The sequence below is a fragment of the Streptomyces sp. HPF1205 genome (assembly GCF_020400825.1).
Classification (GTDB): domain Bacteria; phylum Actinomycetota; class Actinomycetes; order Streptomycetales; family Streptomycetaceae; genus Actinacidiphila.
Genome location: NZ_JAINVH010000009.1, coordinates 198,730 through 224,109 on the forward strand (window position 1 = coordinate 198,730; position 25,380 = coordinate 224,109).

The 25,380-nt window shown below is 73.9% G+C and carries 19 protein-coding genes and 3 tRNA genes; 15 read left to right on the forward strand and 7 right to left on the reverse strand.

Annotated elements, in window-relative coordinates; genetic code table 11:
- The first annotated feature begins 60 nt into the window (after nucleotides 1–60).
- The 3 genes from K7G61_RS13305 to K7G61_RS13315 are packed head-to-tail and all read left to right on the forward strand — an operon-like array spanning nucleotide 61 to nucleotide 3,196.
- A complete protein-coding gene (locus tag K7G61_RS13305; protein ID WP_225846988.1) occupies nucleotides 61–1,059 on the forward strand; it encodes an NUDIX hydrolase in 999 nt (332 codons plus the stop codon).
- Nucleotides 1,056–1,889 (forward strand): MBL fold metallo-hydrolase, encoded by an 834-nt coding sequence (locus tag K7G61_RS13310; protein ID WP_225846989.1) that lies wholly within the window; start codon nucleotides 1,056–1,058, stop codon nucleotides 1,887–1,889. Before K7G61_RS13305 ends, K7G61_RS13310 begins: the two co-directional genes overlap by 4 nt.
- Entirely contained in the window at nucleotides 1,886–3,196 is a 1,311-nt protein-coding gene (locus tag K7G61_RS13315) for a cytochrome P450 (RefSeq protein WP_225846990.1), read from the forward strand. Before K7G61_RS13310 ends, K7G61_RS13315 begins: the two co-directional genes overlap by 4 nt.
- Before the next feature lie 144 nt (nucleotides 3,197–3,340).
- On the opposite strand, the gene K7G61_RS13320 is transcribed toward K7G61_RS13315, so the two are convergent.
- Entirely contained in the window at nucleotides 3,341–4,252 is a 912-nt protein-coding gene (locus tag K7G61_RS13320) for an acylglycerol kinase family protein (protein WP_225846991.1), read from the reverse strand.
- 134 nt (nucleotides 4,253–4,386) lie between these two features.
- Here K7G61_RS13320 and K7G61_RS13325 point away from each other — a divergent pair, with 134 nt between their 5' ends.
- Nucleotides 4,387–5,670, forward strand: a complete 1,284-nt coding sequence (locus tag K7G61_RS13325) for an adenylosuccinate synthase (RefSeq protein WP_225846992.1) — start codon at nucleotides 4,387–4,389, stop codon at nucleotides 5,668–5,670.
- Nucleotides 5,671–5,762: 92 nt separating this feature from the next.
- Here the strand turns inward: K7G61_RS13325 and K7G61_RS13330 are convergent, their stop codons facing one another.
- A complete protein-coding gene (locus K7G61_RS13330; protein WP_225846993.1) occupies nucleotides 5,763–7,556 on the reverse strand; it encodes a serine/threonine-protein kinase in 1,794 nt (597 codons plus the stop codon).
- 210 nt (nucleotides 7,557–7,766) lie between these two features.
- Between K7G61_RS13330 and K7G61_RS13335 the strand changes: the two genes are divergently transcribed.
- The gene (locus K7G61_RS13335; protein ID WP_225846994.1) at nucleotides 7,767–8,453 is read left to right on the forward strand and encodes a GntR family transcriptional regulator; all 687 of its coding nucleotides are present in this window, start codon (nucleotides 7,767–7,769) and stop codon (nucleotides 8,451–8,453) included.
- Nucleotides 8,454–8,517: 64 nt separating this feature from the next.
- Entirely contained in the window at nucleotides 8,518–9,174 is a 657-nt protein-coding gene (locus K7G61_RS13340) for a hypothetical protein (RefSeq protein ID WP_225846995.1), read from the forward strand.
- A gap of 43 nt (nucleotides 9,175–9,217) precedes the next feature.
- On the opposite strand, the gene K7G61_RS13345 is transcribed toward K7G61_RS13340, so the two are convergent.
- Nucleotides 9,218–9,949 (reverse strand): SLATT domain-containing protein, encoded by a 732-nt coding sequence (locus tag K7G61_RS13345; protein WP_374204122.1) that lies wholly within the window; start codon nucleotides 9,947–9,949, stop codon nucleotides 9,218–9,220.
- 223 nt (nucleotides 9,950–10,172) lie between these two features.
- Between K7G61_RS13345 and purD the strand changes: the two genes are divergently transcribed.
- From purD to K7G61_RS13370, 5 genes are all read left to right on the forward strand, one after another.
- Nucleotides 10,173–11,423: a phosphoribosylamine--glycine ligase gene (gene purD / locus K7G61_RS13350; protein ID WP_225846996.1), complete on the forward strand. Its 1,251-nt coding sequence runs from the start codon at nucleotides 10,173–10,175 to the stop codon at nucleotides 11,421–11,423.
- Nucleotides 11,424–11,618: 195 nt separating this feature from the next.
- Entirely contained in the window at nucleotides 11,619–13,235 is a 1,617-nt protein-coding gene (locus K7G61_RS13355; RefSeq protein WP_225846997.1) for a hypothetical protein, read from the forward strand.
- Nucleotides 13,236–13,307: 72 nt separating this feature from the next.
- Nucleotides 13,308–16,751, forward strand: a complete 3,444-nt coding sequence (locus K7G61_RS13360) for an NACHT domain-containing NTPase (protein ID WP_225846998.1) — start codon at nucleotides 13,308–13,310, stop codon at nucleotides 16,749–16,751.
- A 142-nt stretch (nucleotides 16,752–16,893) separates the two neighbouring features.
- Nucleotides 16,894–18,399, forward strand: coding sequence for a N,N-dimethylformamidase beta subunit family domain-containing protein (locus K7G61_RS13365; protein WP_225846999.1), 1,506 nt, complete (start codon nucleotides 16,894–16,896; stop codon nucleotides 18,397–18,399).
- 175 nt (nucleotides 18,400–18,574) lie between these two features.
- Complete coding sequence (locus K7G61_RS13370; RefSeq protein ID WP_225847000.1) at nucleotides 18,575–19,558, forward strand: phosphoribosylaminoimidazolesuccinocarboxamide synthase; 984 nt, start codon at nucleotides 18,575–18,577, stop codon at nucleotides 19,556–19,558.
- A 51-nt stretch (nucleotides 19,559–19,609) separates the two neighbouring features.
- On the opposite strand, the gene K7G61_RS13375 is transcribed toward K7G61_RS13370, so the two are convergent.
- The 4 genes from K7G61_RS13375 to K7G61_RS13390 form a co-directional block, all read right to left on the reverse strand.
- Nucleotides 19,610–19,685 (reverse strand) — tRNA-Gly (locus tag K7G61_RS13375).
- Between the two features lie 139 nt (nucleotides 19,686–19,824).
- Nucleotides 19,825–19,900, reverse strand: a tRNA-Gly gene (locus tag K7G61_RS13380).
- A 30-nt stretch (nucleotides 19,901–19,930) separates the two neighbouring features.
- Nucleotides 19,931–20,002: transfer RNA gene (locus K7G61_RS13385), tRNA-Gly, on the reverse strand.
- A gap of 236 nt (nucleotides 20,003–20,238) precedes the next feature.
- Nucleotides 20,239–20,556 (reverse strand): Lsr2 family protein, encoded by a 318-nt coding sequence (locus K7G61_RS13390; RefSeq protein ID WP_225847001.1) that lies wholly within the window; start codon nucleotides 20,554–20,556, stop codon nucleotides 20,239–20,241.
- A gap of 354 nt (nucleotides 20,557–20,910) precedes the next feature.
- Here K7G61_RS13390 and purS point away from each other — a divergent pair, with 354 nt between their 5' ends.
- The 4 genes from purS to K7G61_RS13410 all read left to right on the forward strand — a co-directional run bounded on the left by purS (nucleotide 20,911) and on the right by K7G61_RS13410 (nucleotide 25,311).
- Entirely contained in the window at nucleotides 20,911–21,156 is a 246-nt protein-coding gene (gene purS, locus K7G61_RS13395) for a phosphoribosylformylglycinamidine synthase subunit PurS (protein WP_225847002.1), read from the forward strand.
- The gene (purQ, locus tag K7G61_RS13400) at nucleotides 21,153–21,857 is read left to right on the forward strand and encodes a phosphoribosylformylglycinamidine synthase subunit PurQ (protein ID WP_225847003.1); all 705 of its coding nucleotides are present in this window, start codon (nucleotides 21,153–21,155) and stop codon (nucleotides 21,855–21,857) included. The genes purS and purQ overlap by 4 nt, the downstream gene beginning before the upstream one ends.
- Before the next feature lie 85 nt (nucleotides 21,858–21,942).
- A complete protein-coding gene (gene purL / locus K7G61_RS13405) occupies nucleotides 21,943–24,192 on the forward strand; it encodes a phosphoribosylformylglycinamidine synthase subunit PurL (protein ID WP_225847004.1) in 2,250 nt (749 codons plus the stop codon).
- A gap of 315 nt (nucleotides 24,193–24,507) precedes the next feature.
- Nucleotides 24,508–25,311 carry a maleylpyruvate isomerase family mycothiol-dependent enzyme gene (locus K7G61_RS13410; RefSeq protein ID WP_225847005.1) on the forward strand — a complete coding sequence of 268 codons (804 nt, stop codon included), beginning with the start codon at nucleotides 24,508–24,510 and terminating at the stop codon, nucleotides 25,309–25,311.
- Nucleotides 25,312–25,380: the final 69 nt, after the last annotated feature.

The window sequence follows — 25,380 nt, forward strand, 5'->3', positions numbered from 1 at the left end:
TGGTTCTTCCCGGCCGACCCCCTCTCGAACAATCCCCCGGAGGGACGTAGGCTCCGCCGCATGACCTGGATGAACGGTTCGGCGGTGCCCGCGTCCTGGCCCGAGCGGGTGCGCGCGCTGAGCCGGGGGGAGCTGACCCCGGTGGTCCCGAGGGCCGCCGCCACGGTGCTGCTGCTCAAGGACACCGCGGCGGGGCCCGCCGTCCACATGCTGCGCCGGCGCGCCTCCATGGCGTTCGCCGGGGGCATGTACGCCTATCCGGGTGGCGGCGTGGACCCGCGCGACGAGCGGCCGGTCGGATGGGCGGGGCCCGCCCTGGAGAGCTGGTCGGCGGCGCTCGGGGTGCCGCCGGAGCGCGCCCAGGCGGTGGTGTGCGCGGCGGTGCGCGAGACGTTCGAGGAGTCCGGTGTGCTGCTCGCCGGCCCGGACGCGCACACGGTCGTGGCGGACGTCACAGCGCCCGGCTGGGAGGCGGAGCGGGCCGCGCTGGTCGCCCGCGACCTGGCCTTCGCCGACTTCCTCGCCCGCCGGGACCTCGTCCTGCGGTCCGACCTCCTCGCGCCCTGGGCGCGGTGGATCACCCCGGAGTTCGAGGAGCGCCGCTACGACACGTGGTTCTTCCTCGCCCGCCTCCCGGACGGCCAGCGCACCCGTGACGTCTCCGGCGAGGCCGACAGGACCGTCTGGCTGCGGCCGGCGCAGGCCGTCGAGGGCTACGACCGCGGTGAGCTGACCATGCTCCCGCCGACCATCACCACACTGCGCGCCCTGCTGCCGTACGAGTCCGCCGGCGCGGCACTGGCGGCGGCGCCCGGCCGCGACCTGGCCCCCGTACTCGCCCGGGCCGCGCTCGACGCCCACGGCGGGGTGGTGCTGCGCTGGCCGGGGCACGAGGAGTTCACGCTGGTCTTCCCCGCGGCCGAAGCCGCGCCCGCGCAGGACGCACCCGAACCCGCGCCGGACGCACCCCCACCCGCGCCGGACGCGCCCGGACCACCCGCACCCATAGCGCCCGGACCCGACGCGGCAGCGCGGCCCCCCGCGCGGGAGGCACGATGACCGCCGCCACACTGCCCGGGGAGCCCAGGGAGGGCATCGGAGGGTGGGCGACGGCCCGCGCGCTGTGCGTCCTGGCGCCGAACCCCTCGCCGATGACCCTGGACGGCACCAACACCTGGATCGTCGCCGAGCCGGACTCGCCGCTCGCCGTGGTGATCGACCCGGGGCCGCTGGACGAGCGGCACCTGAAGGCGGTCGTGGCCGCGGCCGAGCAGGCGGGCAAGCGCGTCGCGCTCACGCTGCTGACGCACGGCCACCCGGACCACGCGGAGGGCGCGGCGCGGTTCGCCGAGCTGACCCGTACGCCGGTACGGGCCCTGGACCCGGCGCTGCGGCTCGGCGGCGAGGGGCTCGCGGCGGGGGACACCGTGACCACCGGCGGCCTGGAACTGCGGGTGGTCCCGACGCCCGGGCACACCGCCGACTCGCTCTGCTTCCACCTGCCCGCCGACGGGGCGGTGCTGACCGGGGACACCGTGCTCGGCCGGGGCACCACAGTGGTTGCGTACCCCGACGGCCGGCTCGGCGACTACCTCGACTCCTTGCGGCGGCTGCGGGCGCTCGCCGTCGACGGCGGGGTGGACACGGTGCTGCCGGGGCACGGGCCGGTGCTGTCCGACGCCCGGGGCGCCGTCGAGTTCTACCTCGCCCACCGCGCCAACCGCCTCGCCCAGGTCGAGACCGCCGTCGAGGCGGGCCACCGCAACCCCGCCGGCATCGTCGCCCATGTGTACGCCGACGTGGACCGCGCCCTGTGGCCCGCCGCCGAGCTCTCGGTCCGCGCCCAACTCGACTACCTGCGTGAACACGGACTCATAGAGGTGCCATGACCTCCTCACCCGACACGGACCCCGGCACGGACTCCCGCACGGACCCCGGCACCGGCCGCACCCCGGACGCCGACGGCCGCCCGGACGGCCCGCGACCTGCTGACGCCTTCGACCCCTGGTCGCCGTCCTTCGTCGTCGACCCCTATCCGGCCTACGACGTCCTGCGCGAAGCCGGCCGCGCCCATTGGTTCGCCCGCAGCGGCCAGTGGCTGATCCCGCACTACGCCGACGTCAGCGGCCTGCTACGGGACCGCCGCCTGGGCCGCACCTACCTGCACCGCTTCACCCACGAGGAGTTCGGGCGCCAGGCGCCGCCGCCGGAGTACGAGCCGTTCACCGTCCTGAACGGCGAGGGGATGCTCGACCTGGAGGACCCGGCGCACGGCCGCATCCGCCGCCTTGTGGCGAAGGCGTTCACCCCGCGCATGGTCGAGGACATGGTGCCGACCGTGCGGCGGCTGGCCGCCGAGCTGATCGGCCCGCTGCGCGCGGACGGCGGCGGGGACCTGCTCGCCCGCGTCGCCGAGCCGCTGCCGGTCGCCGTGATCGCCGAGATGCTGGGCATCCCGCCCGCCGACCGCGACCTGCTGCGGCCCTGGTCGGCCGCCATCTGCGGCATGTACGAGCTCGACCCGCCGCCGGAGACCGCCCGGCGCGCGGTCCGGGCGAGCGAGGAGTTCTCGGCGTACCTGCGCGGCCTCATCGCCGCCCGCCGCCGCGACCCCGGCGAGGACCTCATCAGCGCCCTGATCGCGGCCCACGACGACGGCGACCAGCTCACCGAGCAGGAGATGGTCTCCACCGTGGTCCTGCTGCTCAACGCCGGCCACGAGGCCACCGTCAACACCACCACGCTCGGCTGGCTGGCCCTCTTCCACCACCCCGAGCAGCTCAGGGCCCTGTACGAGCGGCCCGACCTGCTGCCCGGCGCCATCGAGGAGATGCTGCGGTACGACACCCCGCTGCAACTGTTCGAACGCTGGGTGCTGGACGACATCGAGGTGGGCGGCACGCTCATCCCCCGTGGCTCGGAGGTGGCCCTGCTGTTCGGCTCGGCCAACCACGACCCGGCCAGGTTCGCCGACCCGCACCGCTTCGACATCACCCGGCCCGCGGCCGACAACAAGCACGTCTCCTTCGGCGCCGGCATCCATTACTGCCTGGGCGCCCCGCTGGCCCGGGTGGAACTCGCCGCCTCCTTCGGCACCTTGTTGCGGGACGCACCCGGGATGCGGCTGGTGGAGGAGCCACCATGGCGCGACGGCTACGTGATCCGCGGGCCGCGGGAGATGCTCGTCACCTGGTGACGGGCCGGACGCTCGTCACCAGGCGCCGTCCGCAAGCCGCCGCCAGGCCGCGGACGACGTGACGGGAGCACGAACGGGGCCGCACGGGAGCAGGAACGGGGGCCGTACGGGAGCAGGAACGGGGAGCCGGGGCGTCGAGGGACGTCAGCGCGGTACGGTCAGCCGCCAGGCGGACGGCTCGACCGTCCAGGTGCGGCTGCGTACCGGGCCGGTGATCGCCGAGTCCGCGCGGTAGCGGAAGTCGCGGCCGGAGACCGTGATGGTGCGCGCCCGCGTGCGTACCTGCGCCGCGCCCTGCGTGCGGCGGACCAGGACCTCGGCGAGCGCGAGCGAGGGGGCGGAGGCGCAGTCGGCGGCGGCCTCGCCGCCGCCCTCCGCTTCCACCTCGGCCTCGGCGGGCCGCTCGGTGACCGACGCGCAGGTGCGGACCGAGATCTCGTGCACCGGCTGGTCCAGGTCGGCCAGCAGCACCCCGTCCGCCTCGACCCGCAGCCGCTGGGCGCGCTGCGGCTGGTGGCCGCCGGCCGGGATCGGCGCGGTCAGGGTGCGTACGAGGGAGCGCGCGGTCCGCTCGACCGGGGTCCACCAGTGGGCGGCGGTCCGGGCCACCGGGTTGCCGCACGGGATGCTCAGGGCGCCCAGCACGATGCCGCCGCTGTCGTCCACCAGCAGGTCCATCTCCCGCGTCTCCCCCTCCAGGACGGCCCGGGCAGCCGCCGGCACCTGGACGGGCACCCCCAGGGCGCGGGCGAGCCCGGAACGCGGCCCGATCGGCACCACCGAGACCGGTGCGTCGCCCAGGGCGCGTTCGCGGCGCAGCGTGCGGACGGTCCGCAGCAAGGCGGCGTCGTCGCCGAGCACCACGGGGTGCCGCCTGCCGCGGTGCGCCAGCGCGCGCTCGGCCTCCTCCGCCGTGTCGGGCAGCACGAACTTCACCGAGGGCGCGCCCGCGCACAGCACGTCCTTGGCGATCCGGACGGATTCGCCGTCCAAGGCGCGCGCCGCGGGATCGATGACGACGAGCAGGGGATGCCCGGCCGGGACGTGAGCCGACACCTTGGTCCTTCCTCAGGTAAAATCTCGGTGCAAGAGCCCCTTGCGCCTTTGCGTCAGGGGCTTCGTCTATTCCGGGGCAGGTTCGACGGCTCTCTGCACGTTGTACGTGCCCCGCCCGGAAGGGGTGTACGCCTGTGCCCGCACTTGTGCTGCTCGGTGCTCAGTGGGGTGATGAGGGCAAGGGAAAGGCCACCGACCTGCTCGGCGGCTCGGTGGACTACGTGGTGCGGTACCAGGGCGGCAACAACGCCGGTCACACGGTCGTCGTCGGCGACCAGAAGTACGCGCTCCACCTCCTCCCTTCCGGAATCCTCTCGCCGGGATGCGTTCCGGTGATCGGCAACGGTGTGGTCGTCGACCCGGCGGTCCTGCTTTCCGAGCTGAGCGGGCTGAACGAGCGGGGCGTCGACACCTCCAAGCTGCTGATCAGCGGTAACGCCCATCTCATCACGCCGTACCACCAGACCATCGACAAGGTGACGGAACGCTTCCTGGGCAAGCGCCGGATCGGCACGACCGGACGCGGCATCGGCCCCGCGTACGCCGACAAGATCAACCGGGTCGGCATCCGCGTCCAGGACCTGTTCGACGAATCGATCCTCCAGCAGAAGGTCGACGCGGCGCTGCACGACAAGAACCAGATCCTGGTGAAGATCTTCAACCGCCGGGCGATCAGCACCGCGCAGGTCGTCGAGGAGTACCTCGGCTACGCCGACCGGCTGAAGGACTACGTCGCCGACACCGCGCTGGTGCTCAACAACGCGCTCGACGAGGGGAAGGTCGTCCTCATGGAGGGCGGCCAGGGCACCCTCCTCGACGTCGACCACGGCACCTACCCCTTCGTCACCTCGTCCAACCCGACGTCCGGAGGCGCCTGCACCGGCAGCGGTGTCGGGCCCACCAAGATCACCCGGGTGATCGGCATCCTCAAGGCCTACACAACGCGCGTGGGCTCCGGACCGTTCCCCACCGAGCTGTTCGACGAGGACGGTGCCCGGCTGCGCACGGTGGGCCGCGAGTACGGCGTCACCACCGGGCGCGACCGCCGCTGCGGCTGGTTCGACGCGGTCATCGCGCGCTACGCCACCCGCGTCAACGGCCTCACCGACTTCTTCCTCACCAAGCTCGACATCCTCACCGGCTGGGAGCGGATCCCGGTGTGCGTCGCGTACGAGATCGACGGCGAGCGGGTGGACGAACTGCCGTACAGCCAGACCGACTTCCACCACGCCAAGCCGGTCTACGAGTACCTGCCCGGCTGGTCGGAGGACATCACCAAGGCCAAGACCTTCGCCGATCTGCCGAAGAACGCGCAGGGCTACGTCAAGGCGCTGGAGGAGATGTCGGGCGCGCCGATCTCGGCGATCGGGGTGGGTCCCGGCCGGACCGAGACGATCGAGATCAACTCGTTCCTGTAGGACGGCGGTACGGGCCCGGGCCCGTACCGGCGAGCCGTAGGTAAGCCCCGCACGCCATGGTGTGCGGGGCTTACTCGTCGCCATGGCGGCGGTCAGCCGGTCTTCTCGTAGGTCAGGGGGGCGCGGCCGCCGTCCAGGTTGTCGCGGCGCAAGTGGGTCGGGTCGACGAGGGTCAGCGTGGTCGGCGGCCCGGGGTTGCACGAGCCGGCCGGGGACCCGCTGACCACCTTGGAGGCGCTCAGCGCCACCGGCGGACCCGAGGAGGTGACCCGCATCGTCCACACGCAGGTGTAGGAAGGGCTGTCGCCGTTCAGCTCTACCGTGCCGTCCTGGTGGATCGTCAGCTTGCGCGCATTGTCGCCCAGGGAGCTGGCGAACGACGTCTCCCAGGTGCCGACCATCGCCGCCGGTATGCCCGACGCCGTCGTCGTCGCGGCCCCCGATGACGTGGCCGTGGGGGAGCGCGGTGGCCGGGCGTCGGCCGCGGACCCCGTCCCGCCGCCATGGTGCCCGCGTACGAGAACGGCGGCGGTTGTCCCGGCGGCGATCACGACGAGGGCGGCCGCCAGCACCAGGAGGGGGCCCCGCCGCTTGGGCGCGGCCGGCGCATTGCCGAAGGGCACGGGCGCCGGCCCGTATGACGGCGGACCGGGGGCGGGCACGGGAGCGGCGACGGGGGCCGGGTTGGGGGCCGAGGTCGACGTCAGGGTCGGGGCCGGGGGCGGGGTCGTCGGCAGGGTGACGGCGGTCGGTTGGGGCGCGGGGACCGTCGGCGGTTCCGCGCCCGGAGCGGGCGTCCCCGTACCGGCCGAACCGGTACCGGCCGAACCCGTATTAGCCGGGCCCGGAGCGGGGGTCCCCGTACCGCCCGTTCCCGCCGTCTCCTCGCCGCCGGGGGCGGGAGGGCCCGTCACCACCGGGATCGAACCGGTCTCCGCCGCCTCCAGTTCCAGCAGCCGCACCGCGTGCCGGCCCAACCGGGCCACGATGGCGCCCGGCAACCACGGCTCGTCCACGTAGTCGCCGGACAGGCCGGACGGGACGGACGGGCCATCCCCCTCCGGAGGCGCGAGAGCCGTCAGCATCTCCTGGACGCGTTCCAGGGAGGGGCGGGCCCCGGGGTCCTTGGCCAGACAGGCCGCGACCAGGCCGCGCAGGCCGTCGGGGACGGCGTGCAGGTCCGGGGGCTCCTGGACGATGCGGAACATCTGGGCGTGCACACCGCTGCTCGCCGCGCCGAACGGCTGCAGGCCGGTGGCCGCGTAGGCGAGGACCGAGCCGAGGCAGAAGATGTCGCAGGCGGGGGTGACGCGGTCGCCGCGTACCTGCTCGGGCGACATGAAGGCCGGGGAGCCGACCATCGCCCCGGTGTGGGTGATCGAGGAGTCGGTGACGGTCTCCAGGGCGCGGGCGATGCCGAAGTCGATCACGCGGGGACCGTCTATGGTGATCATCACATTCGACGGTTTGAGGTCGCGGTGCACCAGCCCTGCCGCGTGGATGTCGGCCAGGGCGTGCGCGAGACCGGAGGCGAGGACGCGGACGGAACGCTCCGGCAGCGGGCCGTGCTCCTTGCCGACGACCTGGGAGAGGGAGGGACCCGGCACGTAACCCGTGGCGACCCAGGGGATCTCGGCCTCGGTGTCGGCGTCGAGCACGGGCGCGGTCCACTTCCCGCCGACCCGCCGCGCGGCCCGCACCTCACGCCGGAACCGGCTGCGGAACTCCTCCTGTGCGGCGAGTTCGGCGCGGACCAGCTTGACCGCGACTGTCCGGCCGCGCCCGGAGCGGGCGAGGTAGACCCGGCCCATACCGCCGGTGCCCAGCCGGCCGAGCAGCCGGTAGCCGCCGATCCAGCGCGGATCGTCGGTTCTGAGCTCGTCCATGACCCGGCACTCCTCCCCCTACGGTGTACGGCGAAGGATAAACGTACGAACGGGTGTGGCCGGGTTCACTCGCCGGACCTCCGGAGGACCCTCGCATATCGTGTGCGAGGGTCATACACACGTGCGAAGACGCGCGGTGACGATGCGCTCGAACGACGCGCTGGAACGACGCGCTCGAACGACGCACGGGAACGACGGACGGGAGCGGCAATGCCGGAGGGTGGCGGATCGCCGGTACGGCGCAGCAGCCTGCGCCAGCAGATCGCCGACGCCCTTCGCGACGAGGTGCTCACCGGCCGCCTGCAGGCGGGCCGCCACTTCACCGTCAAGGAGATAGCCGACACCTACGGGGTGTCGGCCACGCCCGTCCGAGAGGCCCTGGTGGACCTGGCCGCGCAGGGACTTCTGGAGGTCGAGCAGCATCGCGGCTTCCAGGTACGGCGGTTCACCCCCGAGGACTTCCGTTCGCTCACCGACGCCCAGGCGTTCGTGGTCGAGGCGGCCTTCCGCCACCTGTCCGAGCACGGCATGGGCGAACTGCCGCCCGAGTCGCTGGCCTCGGTGCGCCGCCGGGCCGAGGCCGCCGCTCGCGCCGCGCAGGCGGGCGTCCTCGACGTACTCATAGGCTGCGACCTCCGCTTCTGGCGGGAGTTGGCGGCCATGGGCGGCAACCCGCACATCAGCGAGTTCCTCGACCGGGTGAGGGCGCAGACCTGGATCTACGCCGTGCCGCACCTGCGTTCCCTCGCCGACCTGGCCGGAGTGTGCTGGTCGGACCACGTGGCGCTGGTCGACGCCGTGGAGGCGCGGGACACCGGGGCCGCGCGGCGGCTCACCAAGGAGTACAACAGGCACACCCGCGCCCTGATCGAGAAGCTGGCCCCGGCCCGCTCCTGACGCGGGGGCCGCGCTCGCCTTAGGCTGTACGCCCCTACCGGACGGAGAAGGACGGAGAACCTACGTGGCCTGTGACTTGTGGCTGGTGCCGCTCGTGGACGTGCTCTGCCACAGCCCGGAAAACCCTTTTTCCGAGGAACTCGCCCGCTACGACAAGGCCCTCGGCGACGCGGGCCAGCCGCCCGTCCCCGTCTACAGCTACATGCCGGGCCTGTCCGGCGACGTGGCCCCGGTCGCCTGCTTCGACTACGACGCCCTCCACTTCCTGCGCCGCGCCTACCTGCTCAGCCTGCAAGGGCTCGAAGTGACCCCGGTCGACGCGCTCGGCGGCGACTACGAGCAGCTGCTGGAGATGTTCGAGTCCACCGCACAGCGTTCGCACCTGGTGTGGCACTACGACCACGCGGGCGCGTACGTGCCGCTGGACTTCCCCCAGCCGGTGGTCAACGACGAACTCCTGGCCGGCGGCGGCCCGCTGGGCTCCAGCCACGGCCTGCTGCGCGAGCTGGAGTTCGTGGCGCCCGCGATCGGCATCGACCCCGCCAACCCGCCGGCCGCGCCCGCGCCGCCGGAGCGGCACACCAGCCTGGAGGAGCCCGCGGTGACGCCGTCCGCTTCCTACGGCAGCGGCCCCTTCGCCCGCGAGCACCACGTCTGGCTCGGCCTGCACGCGGCGGCGACCCGCTCCCTCGGCCAGGGCTCGATGATCGTCTTCAGCTGATCCGGCCGCCGTACGCACCCCTCGCAGGGCCCGCGCCGCCGGGCTACCGCGGGCTCTCCGGGGGGCGCTGGCGCGGCATGCTGGGGCGCGCCCCCGGGTGGGGCAGGCGGTACGGGTGGGCCGGGGCGTGACCGGCGGCCGGCGCCGACTGGGTCCGCAGCGGGCCCGCGCCGGCCCCGAACTGCGCCATCCAGTCGGCCGTCTCCACACGCACGAGGTCCGTCACGTCCTCGCAGAAGCGCCGCAGCAGCGACAGGCACCGCTCGGCGGCCTCCCCGGCCGTCCCCTCGGCGGGGCCGAGCACCTCGCGCACGCGCTCGGCCGCCCAGTCGAAGCGCAGCGCGTCGAGCCGCCGCTCGATGGCCTGCGCGGCGGCGATGTCGCGCATCCAGCCGGCGGTCAGCCCGAGCACCCGGTCAAGACCCAGGCACACGGCGGCGCCGAGCAGCACCACGTAGCCCCACACGGTGGGGCCGTCGCCCGCCGCGGCCGACGCGAGGGGGAGCGCGATGCCCGCCGCGGCGAGGCACACGGCCGCGAGCCGCAGCGCCCGCGCCCCGCGCCGCTTGCGCACCCGGTCGCGCAGGTACCACTCGCGCGAGCCGAGGGCGCCGGCCTCCGCCCAGCGGTAGACCTCCTCCAGCCGCCGCGCCGGCTCGCCCCAGTCGCCCCGCGGGAACGGCAGCGCCCGCGGGTCCTCGTACCGGTGGTGCAGCGCCCGCCGCTGAGGCTCCTCCCGGGGGTCGTCCCCGGGAAACGTGTCCGGCTGGCCCACTGCCCACTCCCTCGCTCCCTGCGCACCCTGCCCGGCTGTGAAGCTCGCTGATGCCCGCTGAAGCTCTCTTCTTACCGCCGAACGGAGGAGCGCCGAGCCGCGAATCCGGCGAATCCGCCCGTAAAAGCCATGTGATCAGGTATAGGACATCGACCGCGATCCGTCACCATCGCTCGAAAGAGTGAGGGAGGGCGGCGCCGGGCCGCCCATTACCCTGGTGCGCGTGAAGGTCCTCGTCATCGGCGGCGGCGCCCGCGAACACGCCCTGTGCCGCTCCCTGTCCCTCGATCCCGACGTCACCGCGCTGCACTGCGCCCCCGGCAACGCCGGTACGGCCGAGATCGCCCGGGCGCACCCGGTCGACGTGATGGACGGCGCGGCCGTCGCCGACCTGGCCGAGTCGATCGGCGCCGACCTGGTCGTCGTCGGTCCCGAGGCGCCGCTGGTGGCCGGGGTCGCCGACGCCGTACGGGCGCGCGGCATCGACTGCTTCGGCCCCTCCCGCGAAGCCGCCGCCATGGAGGGCTCCAAGGCGTTCGCCAAGGAGGTCATGGCCGCCGCCGGGGTGCCGACCGCCAGGGCGTACGTGTGCACCACCCCGGAGGAGGTCGACGCCGCGCTCGACGCGTTCGGCCCGCCGTACGTGGTCAAGGACGACGGGCTCGCGGCCGGCAAGGGCGTCGTCGTCACCGAGGACCTGGCCGCCGCGCGGGCGCACGCGCTGGCCTGCGGCCGCGTGGTGATCGAGGAGTACCTGGACGGGCCGGAGGTGTCGCTGTTCGCGGTGACCGACGGCGAGACCGTGGTGCCCCTGCAGCCGGCCCAGGACTTCAAGCGGGCGCTGGACGCCGACCAGGGGCCCAACACCGGCGGCATGGGCGCGTACTCGCCGCTGCCGTGGGCCGAGCCCGGGCTGGTGGAGGAGATCGAGCGGACCGTGCTGCGGCCCACCGTCGACGAGCTGCGGCGGCGCGGCACGCCGTTCTCCGGGCTGCTGTACGCGGGGCTGGCCCTGACCTCGCGCGGGGTGCGGGTCATCGAGTTCAACGCGCGCTTCGGCGACCCCGAGACGCAGGTGGTGCTGGCGCGGCTGCGCACCCCGCTGGCCGGGCTGCTGCGGGCGGCGGCCACCGGGCAGCTCGCGGGCCACCCGCCGCTGCTGTGGAGCGACGGTGCCGCGGTGACGGTGGTGATCGCCTCGCACAACTACCCGGACACCCCCCGCACCGGCGACCCCATCACCGGTCTGGCGGACGTCGCGGAGAAGGACGAGCACGCCTATGTGCTGCACGCGGGGACGCGGGCGGAGGCGGACGGGCGGATCGTTTCGGCAGGGGGCCGGGTACTGTCCGTGACCGCGACCGGCGCCGACCTCGCGCAGGCCCGCGAGCGCGCGTACCGCGCGGTGGACCGGATCGGGCTCGACGGCTCCCACCACCGTACGGACATCGCCCGCGCGGCGGCCGGCCTCTGACCAGAGCCACTCCATGGAGTGATGACTCGGCCATACGGATGACTCCCCCCTCGGCCCCGAATTAGGGTGCCCGCAGGGCTCACCGCGGGCGTTGCGGCAATCAGCCGTACGGCATTGCGATGTCGGTGGGCGGTGCGAGAGTTGGGGGGAGGCCGCCACAGGGGCGGTCGCCGCGAGCACAGGGGGTGACCGCCGATGGCCGGAGAGGCAGGCGAGGGCGTCGCGCGCGCCCATGCCCTGGCGGTGCTGCGCATCCGCGGCGCGGCGCTGGGCCTGGCGCTGCTGCCCGCGGCCGCCGCCGTCGTGCTGCACGCGGGCCGGCTGACCGGGCGCCTCGGCCCGGGCTGGGACGCGGCGCGCTGGACCGTGACCGGCGTGGCCCTGGTGGTGCTGCTCGCCGCCGCCGCGATCGGCGCGGTGGTCACGCGGGCCAGGCCGGCGGTGAGCCCCACCGTGCCGGTGAGCGAGGCCGCCGCCCCCGACCTTTACCGGATGGTGCGCGACCTCGCTGACCGGCTCCAGGTGCCGGCGCCCTCCGCGGTCGAGCTCACCCCGGACTGCGACAGCTGGCTGGAGGACCGCCGCGCCGCCCCCGGCGGCCCGGCCCCCACCGCGCCGGTGCTGGTCATCGGCTCGCCCTTCCTGTGGTGGATGCGCGTGGCCGAGCTGCGGGCGCTGCTGGCCCCCGTGGTGGCCGGCACCGCGCCGGCCGCCGACCCCGGGATATCCGCCGCTCGCCGCTTCGTACGGGGGCTCGACGCGGCGGCCGGTGTCGCCGCGGCCGGCCGCCCGGGCCGCACCCCGCTGCGGCCCGCGTACGCCGTCCTCGGCCGGGTCACCCGGCTGCTGCTGCGCGGCTGCGGCCCGTACGCGGCCGAGATGGAGCGGGGGGTCGCCGCGTCCGCCTCCGAGCGCGCCCAGGCGGTGGACTACGGGCTGCGGATCGTCGCGCAGGAGCAGGTCGGGCTCGCGTACGCGGGCTGGGACCGGCTGCTGACCCGGGTCGCGCTGCCCGCCTGGCGGACCGGCCGCTGGCCGTCCCGGCTCGACGCGGGCGTGGTCGCGGCGCTCACCGAGCTCTCCCGCCGGGACCGCCTCGCCGACGGCTTCGAGAGCCGCCTCGGCGAACGGCCCGCCTGCGACCTGCTGGAGGAGCCCGGCGTGATCGACGAGGCCGTCTCGCTGCTGGCCGCCGGGATCTTCCACGGGGCCCCGGCCGGGCCCGGCCCGCAATGGGCGCCGGTCTCCTGGGCGCGCTACCCCGAGGAAGTGGTCGACCGGATCTGGCGCAGCGAGGCCGCCCGGCTGATACGGGTGCTCGACGAGGCGCGCGCGTCCGCCGTCCCGGGCCCGAGCCGCGGTCGCGCACCCGGCGCCGGACCCGCTCGCAACAAGGGCGGCGTGCTGCTCGGCGACGAACCGTCGGGCGCCACCCTCGCCCGTATCATCGACCGGCTCGCGGCGGGCGGCAGCGAGGAAGTCGCCACCCGGGTCAGCGCCCTTGCCGCCCAGGACGAGATCCCGCACCCGGTGGCGCCGTCCCCGGTGGGCCAGCTCCTGCCCCGGCGCACCCACCACGAACTCCTGGCCGACCACGTCACGGCCGCCGTGTGCTGCGCCGCCATCGACAGCGCCGGTGCCACCGCCGGCCTCGACTGGCTCGACGGCCCGACCCTCCTGGTCTCCGACTCCCGCCGCACGGACCTGGCCTGGCCCGTCCTGCGGCTGGTCGAGCACGCCGACCCGGCCCCCCTGCGCGCCTGGCTGTCCTCCCTGGGCATCCGCCCGGACAAGCCGCTGCGGCTGCTCTGAGAACGGCACCGCGCCGGGCACCGGCATGGCAGGCTGAGCCGCGGGTCCGAACCCAGGGGAGGCAGGCGGGGCATGGCGGCGCGGCGGCTGATCGGGTACGGGGACGCGCTGGTGCTGCTGGGGGGCGACCCCGCGGGACTGGCCGCGCTGGACGAGGCGCTCGGCAGCGCGCTCGGGCTGGCCACCGGCGGGGCGAGCGAGACCGTGCTGAACCTGGTGGGGGCGCAGGGCAGGATCCTGCGGCTCGGCCGGGACCTGGTCGCCACGGTGCGCGAGCGGCTGGGGACGGCCGACCGGGCGAGCCGCAGCGAGCGTCTCGCCGCCGCGCACGCCGTCCTCGTGGTGACCGCGTACTTCGAGGAACTGGCGGCGGCCGACCTGCCCTTCGACTGGGCCGAGGCGCGGCTGACCCGCCGCGAGCAGCTCGCCCTGGCGGGCGGCCCCGCGACCGCCGCCCGCGACTTCGTCCACGCCCTCACCGCCGCCGCCCCGCCGATGCCGGCCCCGCACGTGCCGCCGGAGCAGGTGCGGGGCGACCTCGGGTTCTGGTACCTCCGGCTGAGCGGCCGGCTGGAGCGCTTCCTCCGGGGCCTCGCCTTATGGGACGGCATGAACCATGCGCAGCGCGAGCGGACGCGGGAAACCCTCCGGAACACCGCCACCGCGGCCCTGGACCGCTACGAGGAGCTCTACGCCCGCCTGGCCGGTGACGTCCCGGAGTTCGCGTTCTGGACCCACCGGACCGAGCACCAGGCGACCCGGGCGGCCGTACGCGAGGCACTGACCGGTGTGGAGACCCTGCTCGCCGGCCTGTCGGCGGCCGCGGCCCCGGTGGACGTGGCCGCGGCCCTGGCCACCGCGTACCGGGCCGCGCTCGACCGCCTGATCCTGCCGGAGGGCGACACGCTGACCGGGGTCGGCCTGCCCCGGCTCGCGGACGGCTACTTCGACCCGCGCTTCCGGGTACGGGCGGTGGACGGCGGTCCCGGCGTCGGCGGCCCGGGTGCTGGCGGTCCCGGCGTCGGCGGCCCGGGTGCTGGCGGTCCCGGCGTCGGCGGCCCGGGTGCTGGCGGTCCCGGCGTCGGCGGTCCCGGTGCAGGCGGCGACGGCGACGGCGACGGCGACGGCCAGGGCAGCGGCCCCGCGGACGAGTCCTGGTGGGCGGGCGTCGGCGCGCGGGACGACCTGAGCGAGTACCTGGCGGGCGCGTTCACCGGCCCGGGCGCCGCGACAGCGCCCCTCGTCGTCCTCGGCCAGCCCGGCGCCGGCAAGTCGCTGCTGACGACGGTCCTCGCCGCCCGCCTGTCCGCCGGGGGCTTCCTCCCCGTCCGCGTCGTGCTGCGCGACGTGCCCGCGGAGGCCGGCGTCCAGGACCAGATCGAGTACGCGATCAGGGCCGCGACAGGTGAGCGCGCGACCTGGCCGGACCTGGTGCGGGCGGCCCCCGGCCTGGTCCCCGTCGTCCTCTTCGACGGCTTCGACGAGCTGCTCCAGGCCACCGGCGTCAGCCAGTCCGACTTCCTGGAGCGGGTCGCCGCCTTCCAGCGGCGCGAGGCCGACCAGGGCCGCCCGGTCGTCGCCCTGGTGACGACCAGGACGGCGGTCGCCGACCGGGCCCGCTACCCGGAGGGCTCGGTGGTCCTGCGCCTGGAGCCGTTCGGCGACGACCAGATCGCCGCCTGGATCGCGCTGTGGAACCGCGTCAATGAGTGGTACTTCCCCGCGTGGAACCTGCGCCCCCTGCCCGCCGACCTCGCCGCGCGGCACCGCGACCTCGCCGCCCAGCCCCTGCTGCTGCTGATGCTCGCCCTGTACGACGCGACCGAGAACGGCCTCCAGCGCGATGGCGACGACCCGCTGGACGAGGCCGACCTCTACGAGGAACTGCTGACCGCCTTCGCGGCCCGCGAGGTCGGCAAGTCGGTCGTGGCCCCCCGGCCCGGCGAGGTGGCGGCCCGCGTCCAGCAGGAGCTGGAACGCCTGTCCCTCGTCGCCTTCGCCATGCTCAACCGCCGCCGCCAGTGGGTCACCGCGGACGAACTCGCCGTCGACCTCGCCGCACTCCTCGGCCGCGGCGCCCGCCCGGAATCCGGCTTCCGCGCCCCGCTCGACCAGGCCGAGATCGCCCTCGGCCGCTTCTTCTTCGTCCAGCGCGCCCAGGCCGTCAGGGACGCGCGGCACCTGGCCACGTACGAGTTCCTGCACGCCACCTTCGGCGAGTACCTCGCCGTGCGCCTCGCCGTGAACGTCCTGCACGGCCTGCTGGACCGCCCCCCGGCGCTCCTCGTCTCCGGCGACGACGCCCCCGTCGCCGACGACCTGTTGTACGCCCTCCTGTCGTACGTGCCGCTGTCCTCGCGCCAGATGCTGCGGTTCGTGCGCGCCCGCCTCGCCCGCGTCCCTTCCGGCGAACACGCCCGGCTGGCCGACCTGGTGGTCGCGATGCGTGCCGCGGCCGCCTTCCGCACCCGTCACGACCACGCCGGCTACCGGCCCGACCCCGACCGCCCCACCACCTCCCGCCACGGGCTGTACGAGGCCAACCTGGTGCTCCTCCTGCTCGCGCTCACCGGCGGCTTCCCGGCGAGCCGCCTCTTCCCGGAGTCCGACGACCCGCCCGGCACCTGGCACCGCCGCGCCCTGCTATGGCGTTCGGCGTTCACGGAGACGGAGTGGACGGACTTCGCCCTGTCGCTGCGGCTGCGGCACACATGGGCGGGGGAGCGGCGGGAACTGCTGGTGGAACCGGCCGCGGGGCAGCGGGCGCCCGAACCGGTGAACCTGGACTGGGTGTTCCGGCGCGGGCCGGACGCCGGCGCCCGTACCGACGGCTGGCAGCGGGCGCATTGGGCGGACCTGCCCCACAAGTCGGACGTCTCCGGAGGGACGAACGACGCGGTGGTCCAGCACGCCATGGAGCCGGTGTTCGCGACCCTCGGCATGGAGGTGATGACGTTCACCGGCGGCGAGCCCGCCACCTCCGTGGCCCATGATCTGCTGCGGCTGTGCCTGTCCCCGGCCTGGGAGCTCGGGCCGGACGGCCTGGCGGCGCTCTACCGGCGCTGCGCCGACTGGCTGCGGCCCCGAGGGCACCGTCTGCCGGCGCACAAGCTCCTGCTGGACCGCCTCGCCGCCGACGCCGAACGGCTCCCTCCGGAGCTGGTCGCCGACCTTCTCCTGCTGTTGCTGGAGACCGGCGGCGGGAGGGCCGACAACCGGGCGCTGCTGCCGATCGCGGCGAAGGCCTTCCTCAACGACCCGTCCCCCGAGAGTCGCCCCCACCTGCGGCTGGTCATCGACAGCGCGGCCGCGGGCTCCCTGGGCGACGATCCGCACGCTTGGCAGGCCTGGGTCACGCTGCACGACCACGGCCTGGCGGGGGAAGCCTTCATCGTTCGCCCGGCGAACCTGCTGGGCGACTGCAACCTGGGCGCGCTCCCGTCCACCCTCGGGCACGCGATCGAGCGTGTGGCGGCCACCCACTACCCCGGCGTCAACTTCCCGTACCGCGCCTAACCCTGTCCCTTTGTCCGAAAAACTCACAGCAATCCGCACGATCAGTGACCTCGGCAGCGCTGAGTGTGATGTGCTGGCCCAGACGGATGCATAATTGCACTGCTTCCCGGGACGGGGCGGGAGGGGGAGCCGTATGGGCGACATGGGTGAAGACCAGGGACAGCGGCACAACCGCAGACAGCGGCGCTGGGAGTCGGGAGCGCTGGCGCACGGGGTGACGGACCCCTTCGGACTGGGCCCGCTGCCCTGGCTGCGCGGGGCGCCGCAGTACGCGGACGGGTCGGGGCAGGTCGTGCCGTGGTACGTGGACCTGCAGGTGAGCGGCGGGCACGCGCCGCGCAGGCGCGGGCCGGGGCCGCTCGACGCCGAGGACGTGCACCAGCAGATCAAGGGATTCGCCTCCAGCGGGGCCGTGGCACCGGGTGAGGCGATCGACTTCCGCGTCACCGTGGACCCGCCGCAGGAGTTCACCGTGGACGTCTACCGGATCGGGCACTACGGCGGGGACGGCGCGGCCCAGGTGGCCGCGAGCCCGCGGCTGTCGGGGATCGTGCAGCAGCCGCCCCTCACCGCCGGCCGGACGGTCTCCTGCCACCACTGGTGGCAGTCGTGGCGGCTGCAGGTGCCGTCGTACTGGCGGACCGGCGCCTATGTGGCGGTGCTGACCACCGTGGGCGGCTACCGCAGCCATGTGCCGTTCACCGTGCGGGACATCGAGGGGCATCCGGCCGACCTGCTGCTGGTCATGCCGGACGTGACCTGGCAGGCGTACAACCTGTATCCCGAGGACGGCAGGACCGGCGCCAGCCTCTACCACGCCTGGGACGACGAGGGGCGGCTGCTCGGCGAGGAGGAGGCGGCCACCACCGTCTCGTTCGACCGGCCCTACGCGGGCGCCGGGCTGCCACTGCACATCGGGCACGCCTACGACTTCGTCCGGTTCGCCGAGCGGTACGGGTACGACCTGGCGTACGCCGACGCCCGCGACCTGCACGCCGGGCGGATCGATCCGTCGCGCCACCGCGGCCTGGTCTTCCCCGGCCACGACGAGTACTGGTCGGTGCCGATGCGCCGGGCCGCCGAGGCCGCCCGCGCGGCCGGCACCTCGCTGGTGTTCCTGTCCGCCAACACCATGTACTGGCAGGTCGCGCTGGCGTCCTCGGCGTCCGGCGAGCCCGACCGGCTGCTGATCTGCCGCAAGCGGCGGGGCGAAAGCCGCGTGTCCGCGCTGTGGCGGGACCAGGGCGAGCCGGAGCAGTTGCTGCTGGGGGTGCAGTACGCGGGCCGGGTCGCGGAGCCGTCGCCGCTCGTGGTGCGCAACGCCTCGCACTGGCTGTGGGAGGCCACCGGCGCCGCCGAGGGGGACGCGATCCCCGGCCTGGTCGCGGGCGAGGCGGACCACTACTTCCCGCGCGTCCCGCTGCCGGAGGCGACCGAGCGCATCCTGCTGGCCCACTCGCCGTACGAGTCGGCCGACGGCCGCCGCGGCCACCAGGAGACCTCGCTGTACCGCTCGCCCAGCGGCGCGTACGTCTTCGCCTCGGGCACCTTCGCCTGGTCGCCTGCCCTCGACCGGCCCGGCCACGTCGACCCGCGGATCCAGCGGGCGACCGCCAACCTGCTCGACCGCATCTGCAAACGGGAATGAGCCCCGGCCCGAGCTCCCGCCCTGAGCCCCGGCCCCGAGCTCCCGCCCTGAGATCCGGCCTGTGGAAAACCCCGGCCGCCGGCCCGGTTTTCCACAGGCCGGGCACACCCGCGCGCCCGCCGGCCGCCTCGGTGCGGGAGAATCGGGAGCGGAACCACCGAGTGGGAAGGACACCATGTCCGGATTCGTCGACAAGCCAGAGCCGGTACAGGTGCCCGGACTCACGCACCTGCACACCGGGAAGGTGCGTGAGCTGTACCAGAACGCGGCGGGGGAGCTGGTGATGGTGGCCAGCGACCGCATCTCCGCGTTCGACTGGGTGCTGCCCACGGAGATCCCGGACAAGGGCCGGGTGCTGACCCAGCTGTCCCTGTGGTGGTTCGACCAGCTCGCCGACCTGGTGCCGAACCATGTGATCTCCACGGAGCTGCCCGAGGGCGCCCCCGCGGACTGGGCCGGCCGCACCACGATCTGCCGCCCGCTGCGGATGATCCCGGTCGAGGCCGTGGCCCGCGGCTACCTGACCGGCTCCGGCCTGGTGGAGTACGAGCGGGACCGCACGGTGTGCGGACTCGCCCTCCCCGAGGGCCTGGTGGACGGCTCGGAGCTGCCCGCGCCGGTCTTCACCCCGGCCACCAAGGCCGAGGTCGGCGAGCACGACGAGAACGTGTCGTACGAGGAGGTGGCCCGCCGGGTCGGCGCCGAGACGGCCGCGCAGCTGCGCCAGAGCACCCTGGCGGTCTACTCCCGGGCCCGGGACATCGCCCGCGAGCGGGGGCTGATCCTGGCGGACACGAAGTTCGAGTTCGGGATCGTGCCGGAGGGCGCCGCCACGGGAGCGCGGGACGCGGCGGAAGCGACCGCGACCGCGGACACGCGCTCGGCCGCGGAGCCCGGGACGGGCGCCGGTCTGGTGCTCGCCGACGAGGTGCTCACCCCGGACTCCTCCCGCTACTGGCCGGCCGAGCTGTGGCAGCCGGGCCGCGCGCAGCCGTCGTTCGACAAGCAGATCGTCCGGGACTGGCTCACCTCGCCGGCCTCCGGCTGGGACCGGGCCGCCGAGCAGCCGCCCCCGCCGCTGCCCGCCGAGGTCGTCGAGCGCACCAGGGCGCGGTACATCGAGGCGTACGAGAAGCTGACCGGCCTGCCCTGGCAGTGACACCGGACACGACGAAGGCCCCGGTCGAATGGACCGGGGCCTTCGCCTGTGTGGAGCGGACGACGAGATTCGAACTCGCGACCCTCACCTTGGCAAGGTGATGCTCTACCAACTGAGCCACGTCCGCAGGCCGTGCCGTTACTGTACCCGATGCCCCCGCGAACCCGGAAACGAGATACCGGTGACGCGCTCGGCGCCGCGGGGAACGCGGGCCGGGGCCGCCGCACGACGAAGGCCCCGGCCGAATCGACCGGGGCCTTCGCCTGTGGAGCGGACGACGAGATTCGAACTCGCGACCCTCACCTTGGCAAGGTGATGCTCTACCAACTGAGCCACGTCCGCACGTGCTGCGATCACTGTACCAGTGACCAGAGCGGGTGACAGGAATTGCACACTGCCCCTCCCCCCTGGAAGGGGGGCGCTCTACTGCTGAGCTACACCCGCGTAACCCCGCCGGCCTGGGCCTTTCCGGTTTCCCGGCCCCGCCTGCGGCGTGTTCCACACACTAGCGGACGGGTGGGGGTGGCTGTCCAATCGGCTCCCGTGCGACCGCCGTTGCCGCCGTGGCGGGCTCCCCCGAACCCGCCGAACCCGGGCTGACCCCTGCCGGGACCTGACCGGACCGGGCCGTCGCGTAAGCGGGGTCGCGCGCCGGCCCGGATCGGTTGCGACGGCTCGGATCAGCCCGCCTTGTTGAACGCCTCGTACACCTTCTTGGGGATCCGGCCGCGGGCCGGCACCTCGAAGCCGTTCGACTGCGCCCACGCCCGCACGGTGGCGGGAGTCGGCGCGATGGGGGTGCGCTTGTAGGCGCGCCCGGAAAGGGTGCGACGGCGCCCGGCCTCCACGTAGGGGGCCAGGTCGGTGCGCAACTTGTCCGCGTTCTCGGCCGAGAGGTCGATCTCGTACCACTGCCCGTCGACGCCGAATGCGATGGTTTCCGCGGCTTCGCCGCCGTCCAGATCGTCGGCGAGGGTGACCAGTACGCGTTGCGCCATAGGATCGGTCCTTTCTTACGGCATCGGCTGCCGCCAGCGACCCTGGGGGGATGGTCGGGCTCGACTGGTGCGTCGTCGCTGTCGACAAGTTTTCATTTGTCGGTTGTCACGGAATGGGGACGTGGAGGCGCCCGTTGTCGCTGTTAATTCCCGCGGCGGGCACCGCGCAAGCGTCACCGCACCCGGGACCCTATGATTTTCTGCCGCCTTCTCCCAAGTATTTCGTCAGCCGATACATAAACGTGATCCGCGTACTTGGGGTGGTCCGTGGCGCGACCAGGTATATCTACTCGCGTAGATTTTGCCACCGGGTACGCTGAGAGAACCTCACGCACCACACCACCGGGAGCGCCAGTGGCACGCGTCGTAGTCGACGTCATGCTGAAGCCGGAGATCCTCGACCCCCAGGGCCAGGCGGTCCAGCGCGCACTGCCGCGGCTGGGCTTCGCCGGGATCACCGACGTACGTCAGGGAAAGCGGTTCGAGCTGGAGGTCGACGGGCCGGTCGACGACGCCGCCCTCGCCCGCATTCGGGAGATGGCGGAAACGTTTCTCGCCAACACCGTGATCGAGGACTTCAATGTAAAGGTGGAGTCGTGACTGCCCGCATTGGCGTCGTCACATTCCCGGGCAGTCTCGACGACCACGACACCCGGCGCGCGGTGCGCGCCGCGGGCGCCGAGGCCGTGCCGCTGTGGCACCGCGACAAGGACCTCAAGCAGGTCGACGCGGTGGTTCTGCCCGGCGGGTTCAGTTACGGGGACTATCTGCGGGCCGGCGCGATCTCCCGTTTCTCCCCGGTGATGGGGACGATCATCGAGCAGGCGAAGGCCGGAATGCCCGTTCTCGGGATCTGCAACGGTTTCCAGGTGCTCACCGAGGCGCACCTGCTGCCCGGCGCGATGCTCAGGAACACCGCGCTGCACTTCGTTTGCCGCGACCAGAAGCTGACCGTCGAGAGCGCCGGCACCGCCTGGACCGCCGACTACACGGCGGGGCAGGAGATCTCCATCCCGCTGAAGAACATCGACGGCCGCTACACCGCCGACGAGCGCACCCTCGACGAACTGGAGGCCGAGGGCCGCGTGGTGTTCCGCTACGCCACCGCGGGCCCCGCCGCCGAGGGCTACGGCAACCCGAACGGGTCGCTGCGCGACATCGCCGGTGTCACCAACGAGGCCGGCAACGTCGTCGGCCTCATGCCGCACCCCGAGCACGCCGTCGAGTCGCTGATCGGCACCGGCCGCACGGACGGCCTGGCCTTCTTCACCTCGGTACTCAACAGGCTGGTCACCGCATGACTCTCGATACCGGAACGGCCGAGGGAGCGACCGAGCGCCCCAGCACGCGCCACCCGCACCACGACGCGCGAAGGAGTGACCGAGCGTGACCTTGGACACCGTCAAGCACGCCGAGCAGACCCCCGACGCAGGGCAGCCCTGGAAGGAGCTCGGCCTCAAGGAGGACGAGTACCAGCGGATCCGGGACATCCTCGGCCGCCGCCCGACCGGCGCGGAGCTGGCGATGTACTCGGTGATGTGGTCGGAGCACTGCTCGTACAAGTCGAGCAAGGTGCACCTGAGGCAGTTCGGGGAGAAGGCGCCGCGGACCGACGCGCTGCTGGTCGGCATCGGCGAGAACGCGGGCGTGGTCGACGTCGGCCAGGGCTACGCGGTCACCTTCAAGATCGAGTCGCACAACCACCCCTCGTACATCGAGCCCTACCAGGGCGCGGCCACCGGCGTCGGCGGCATCGTCCGCGACATCCTCGCCATGGGCGCGCGGCCGGTCGCCGTGATGGACCCGCTGCGGTTCGGCGCCGCCGACCACCCGGACACCAAGCGGGTGCTGCCCGGTGTCGTCGCGGGCGTCGGCGGCTACGGCAACTGCCTGGGCCTGCCGAACATCGGCGGCGAGGTCGTCTTCGACCCCTGCTACCAGGGCAACCCGCTGGTCAACGCGCTGTGCGTCGGCGTGATGAAGCACGAGGACATCCACCTCGCCAAGGCCTCGGGCGTCGGCAACAAGGTCGTCCTGTACGGGGCCAGGACCGGCGGCGACGGCATCGGCGGGGTGTCCGTGCTGGCCAGCGAGACCTTCGAGGCGAGCGGCCCGTCCCGGCGCCCCGCGGTCCAGGTCGGCGACCCCTTCCAGGAGAAGCTGCTGATCGAGTGCACCCTGGAGATCTTCCGGGAGAAGCTCGTCGCCGGCATCCAGGACCTCGGCGGCGCCGGACTGTCCTGCGCGACCTCCGAACTGGCCTCGGCCGGGTCGGGGGGCATGCGGATCGAGCTGGACACCGTCCCGCTGCGCGACTCCTCGCTGTCCCCGGAGGAGATCCTGATGAGCGAGTCGCAGGAGCGGATGTGCGCGATCGTCGAGCCGGACAAGGTGGACCGGTTCCTGGAGATCTGCGAGAAGTGGGACGTCATCGCCACCGTCATCGGTGAGGTGACCGAGGGCTCGCGGCTGGAGATCCACTGGCACGGCGAGCAGATCGTGGACGTGCCGCCGCGCTCGGTGGCGCACGAGGGGCCGACGTACCACCGCCCGTACGAGCGCCCCTCCTGGCAGGACGAGCTGCAGGCCGACGACGCGGGCGCCCTGCCGCGCCCGGTATCCGGCGAGGAGCTGCGCGCCCAGGTGCTGCGGCTGGTCGGTTCGCCCAACCAGGCGTCCAAGGCGTGGGTCACCGACCAGTACGACCGCTTCGTGCAGGGCAACACGGTGCTGGCGCAGCCCGAGGACTCCGGGGTGATCCGGATCGACCCGGAGACCGGGCTCGGCGTGGCGGTCGCCACCGACGGCAACGGTCGGTACGCCAAGCTCGACCCGTACACGGGCGCGCAGCTCGCGCTCGCCGAGGCGTACCGCAACGTGGCCGCCACCGGCGCCCGCCCGCTCGCGGTCTCGGACTGCCTCAACTTCGGCTCGCCCGAGGACCCGGCGGTGATGTGGCAGTTCGCCGAGGCCACCCGCGGCCTCGCGGACGGCTGCCTGGCCCTGGGCACCCCGGTGACCGGCGGCAACGTCTCCCTCTACAACCAGACCGGGGACACCGCGATCCACCCCACCCCGGTGGTCGCCGTCCTGGGCGTGATCGACGACGTCTCCCGGCGCACCCCGATGGCCTTCGCCGGCCAGGGGCAGCTCATCTACCTGCTGGGCGAGACCCGGGAGGAGTTCGGCGGTTCGGCCTGGTCGCAGGTCGTGCACGGCCACCTCGGCGGGCTGCCCCCGGCGGTGGACCTGGAGCGGGAGAAGCTGCTGGCCGAGATCCTGATCTCCGCTTCCCGCGACGGCATGATCGACGCCGCCCACGACCTGTCCGACGGCGGCCTGATCCAGGCGGTCACCGAGTCCTGCCTGCGCGGCGGCCTCGGCGCCCGGCTGGTCGTCCCCGACGGCCTGTCCGCGTTCACCTTCCTCTTCTCGGAGTCGGCGGGCCGCGCGATCGTCGCAGTCCCGCGCTCGGAGGAACTGCGCTTCACCGACATGTGCGGCGCCCGTGGCCTGCCGGCCGCCCGTATCGGCGTGGTCGACGGCGACGCGATCGATGTCCAGGGCGAGTTCAGCCTCCCCCTGGCCGAGCTGCGATCGGCCCATGAGGAGACGATCCCGGCCCTCCTGGGCTGACCGCCCCGGTCCGACCGCTCGATCTCACGAAGGTGCCCCCGGCCGCGCGCGGCCGGGGGCACCTTCGTGCCGCGAGGATCTGGTGGCCGCCCCCGTACCCCCGTAACGGGGGCGGCCACCAGGGCTTTTGTGGTCAGGACGCTCAAGTCTTCGATCCCGTGGGCGAGACGCACAACTCGGTTCGAGCACAGCCTCATTGACGCCCGCCCCCGCCCGGCCGGCGCGCACGCCCGGGCGGGCGGGCGGGGGTTCGCCGGGGTTCGCTCGCCGCATACTTCCTGGCGGGCTGTCGCGGGCCCTGGCTACGCTCGGCACATGCCCGCAGCCAAGCGCCGTCCGCGCACGTACGACCCCGCCAGGACCTGGGCCGCGCTCGTCGCGCAGACCGGGCATGTACGGGCGGCCGTCGCGGACCTGGGCGAGGAGCAGTGGTCGGCGCCGAGCGGGCTGCCCGGCTGGGACGTGCGGCTGCTGGTCGTGCACATCGTGCGGCAGGTCGAGGCGGTACGCAGGCTGCTCGCGGAGCCGGCCCCGGCGCCGGGCACGAAGATCACCGACCTGGACCACTGGGCCCTGTCCACCGCGGGGATCGCGGACAGGCTGGACGAGGACACCAAGGAGACCGCGGCCCGGACGCCGGACCCGGCGGCCGCGCTCGACGCCGAGGCGGAGCTGCTGGCCGTACAGGAGCGGGAGGCGCTGCGTTCGGACCGCGTCGTGCCGCACGTCTTCTCGTCCATGCGCGCGCTGGACTTCACCGTGACCCGGCTGGTCGAGCTCGTCGTGCACAGCGACGACCTCGCGCGGGCCACCGGGATCGACGTGCCGCTGGACAAGCAGGCCCTCGCGGCGGCCGTGCGCCTCCTCGCCGACGCCCTGGCGGCCAAGGCACCGGGCAACTCGGTGGAGGTGCGGATCCCCCCGTACGCGGCCGTGCAGTGCGTGGAGGGCCCCCGGCACACCAGGGGCACCCCGCCGAACGTGGTGGAGACCGACCCGCTGACGTGGATCCGGCTGGCCACGGGGCGGATGGAGTGGGCGCGGGCCCTGGACGCGGCGAAGGTGGCCGCGAGCGGGGAGCGGGCGGACCTGTCGCCGTATCTGCCGGTCATGGGCTGAGCCGGCCGGCGGACCACAGGACGTATGTCACAGTCCTTTGCCCCCAAGGCGCTACGCGCATAGAACCGC

Bases quoted from the DNA above. Each gene is read 5' to 3' on its own strand.
- K7G61_RS13355 (WP_225846997.1), top strand. From the start codon at position 11,619: ATGGCCGGAGAGGCAGGCGAGGGCGTCGCGCGCGCCCATGCCCTGGCG.
- K7G61_RS13390 (WP_225847001.1), bottom strand. From the start codon at position 20,556: ATGGCGCAACGCGTACTGGTCACCCTCGCCGACGATCTGGACGGCGGC.
- K7G61_RS13315 (WP_225846990.1), top strand. From the start codon at position 1,886: ATGACCTCCTCACCCGACACGGACCCCGGCACGGACTCCCGCACGGAC.
- K7G61_RS13335 (WP_225846994.1), top strand. From the start codon at position 7,767: ATGCCGGAGGGTGGCGGATCGCCGGTACGGCGCAGCAGCCTGCGCCAG.
- K7G61_RS13310 (WP_225846989.1), top strand. From the start codon at position 1,056: ATGACCGCCGCCACACTGCCCGGGGAGCCCAGGGAGGGCATCGGAGGG.
- K7G61_RS13305 (WP_225846988.1), top strand. From the start codon at position 61: ATGACCTGGATGAACGGTTCGGCGGTGCCCGCGTCCTGGCCCGAGCGG.
- K7G61_RS13410 (WP_225847005.1), top strand. From the start codon at position 24,508: ATGCCCGCAGCCAAGCGCCGTCCGCGCACGTACGACCCCGCCAGGACC.
- K7G61_RS13370 (WP_225847000.1), top strand. From the start codon at position 18,575: ATGTCCGGATTCGTCGACAAGCCAGAGCCGGTACAGGTGCCCGGACTC.
- K7G61_RS13360 (WP_225846998.1), top strand. From the start codon at position 13,308: ATGGCGGCGCGGCGGCTGATCGGGTACGGGGACGCGCTGGTGCTGCTG.
- K7G61_RS13330 (WP_225846993.1), bottom strand. From the start codon at position 7,556: ATGGACGAGCTCAGAACCGACGATCCGCGCTGGATCGGCGGCTACCGG.
- K7G61_RS13365 (WP_225846999.1), top strand. From the start codon at position 16,894: ATGGGTGAAGACCAGGGACAGCGGCACAACCGCAGACAGCGGCGCTGG.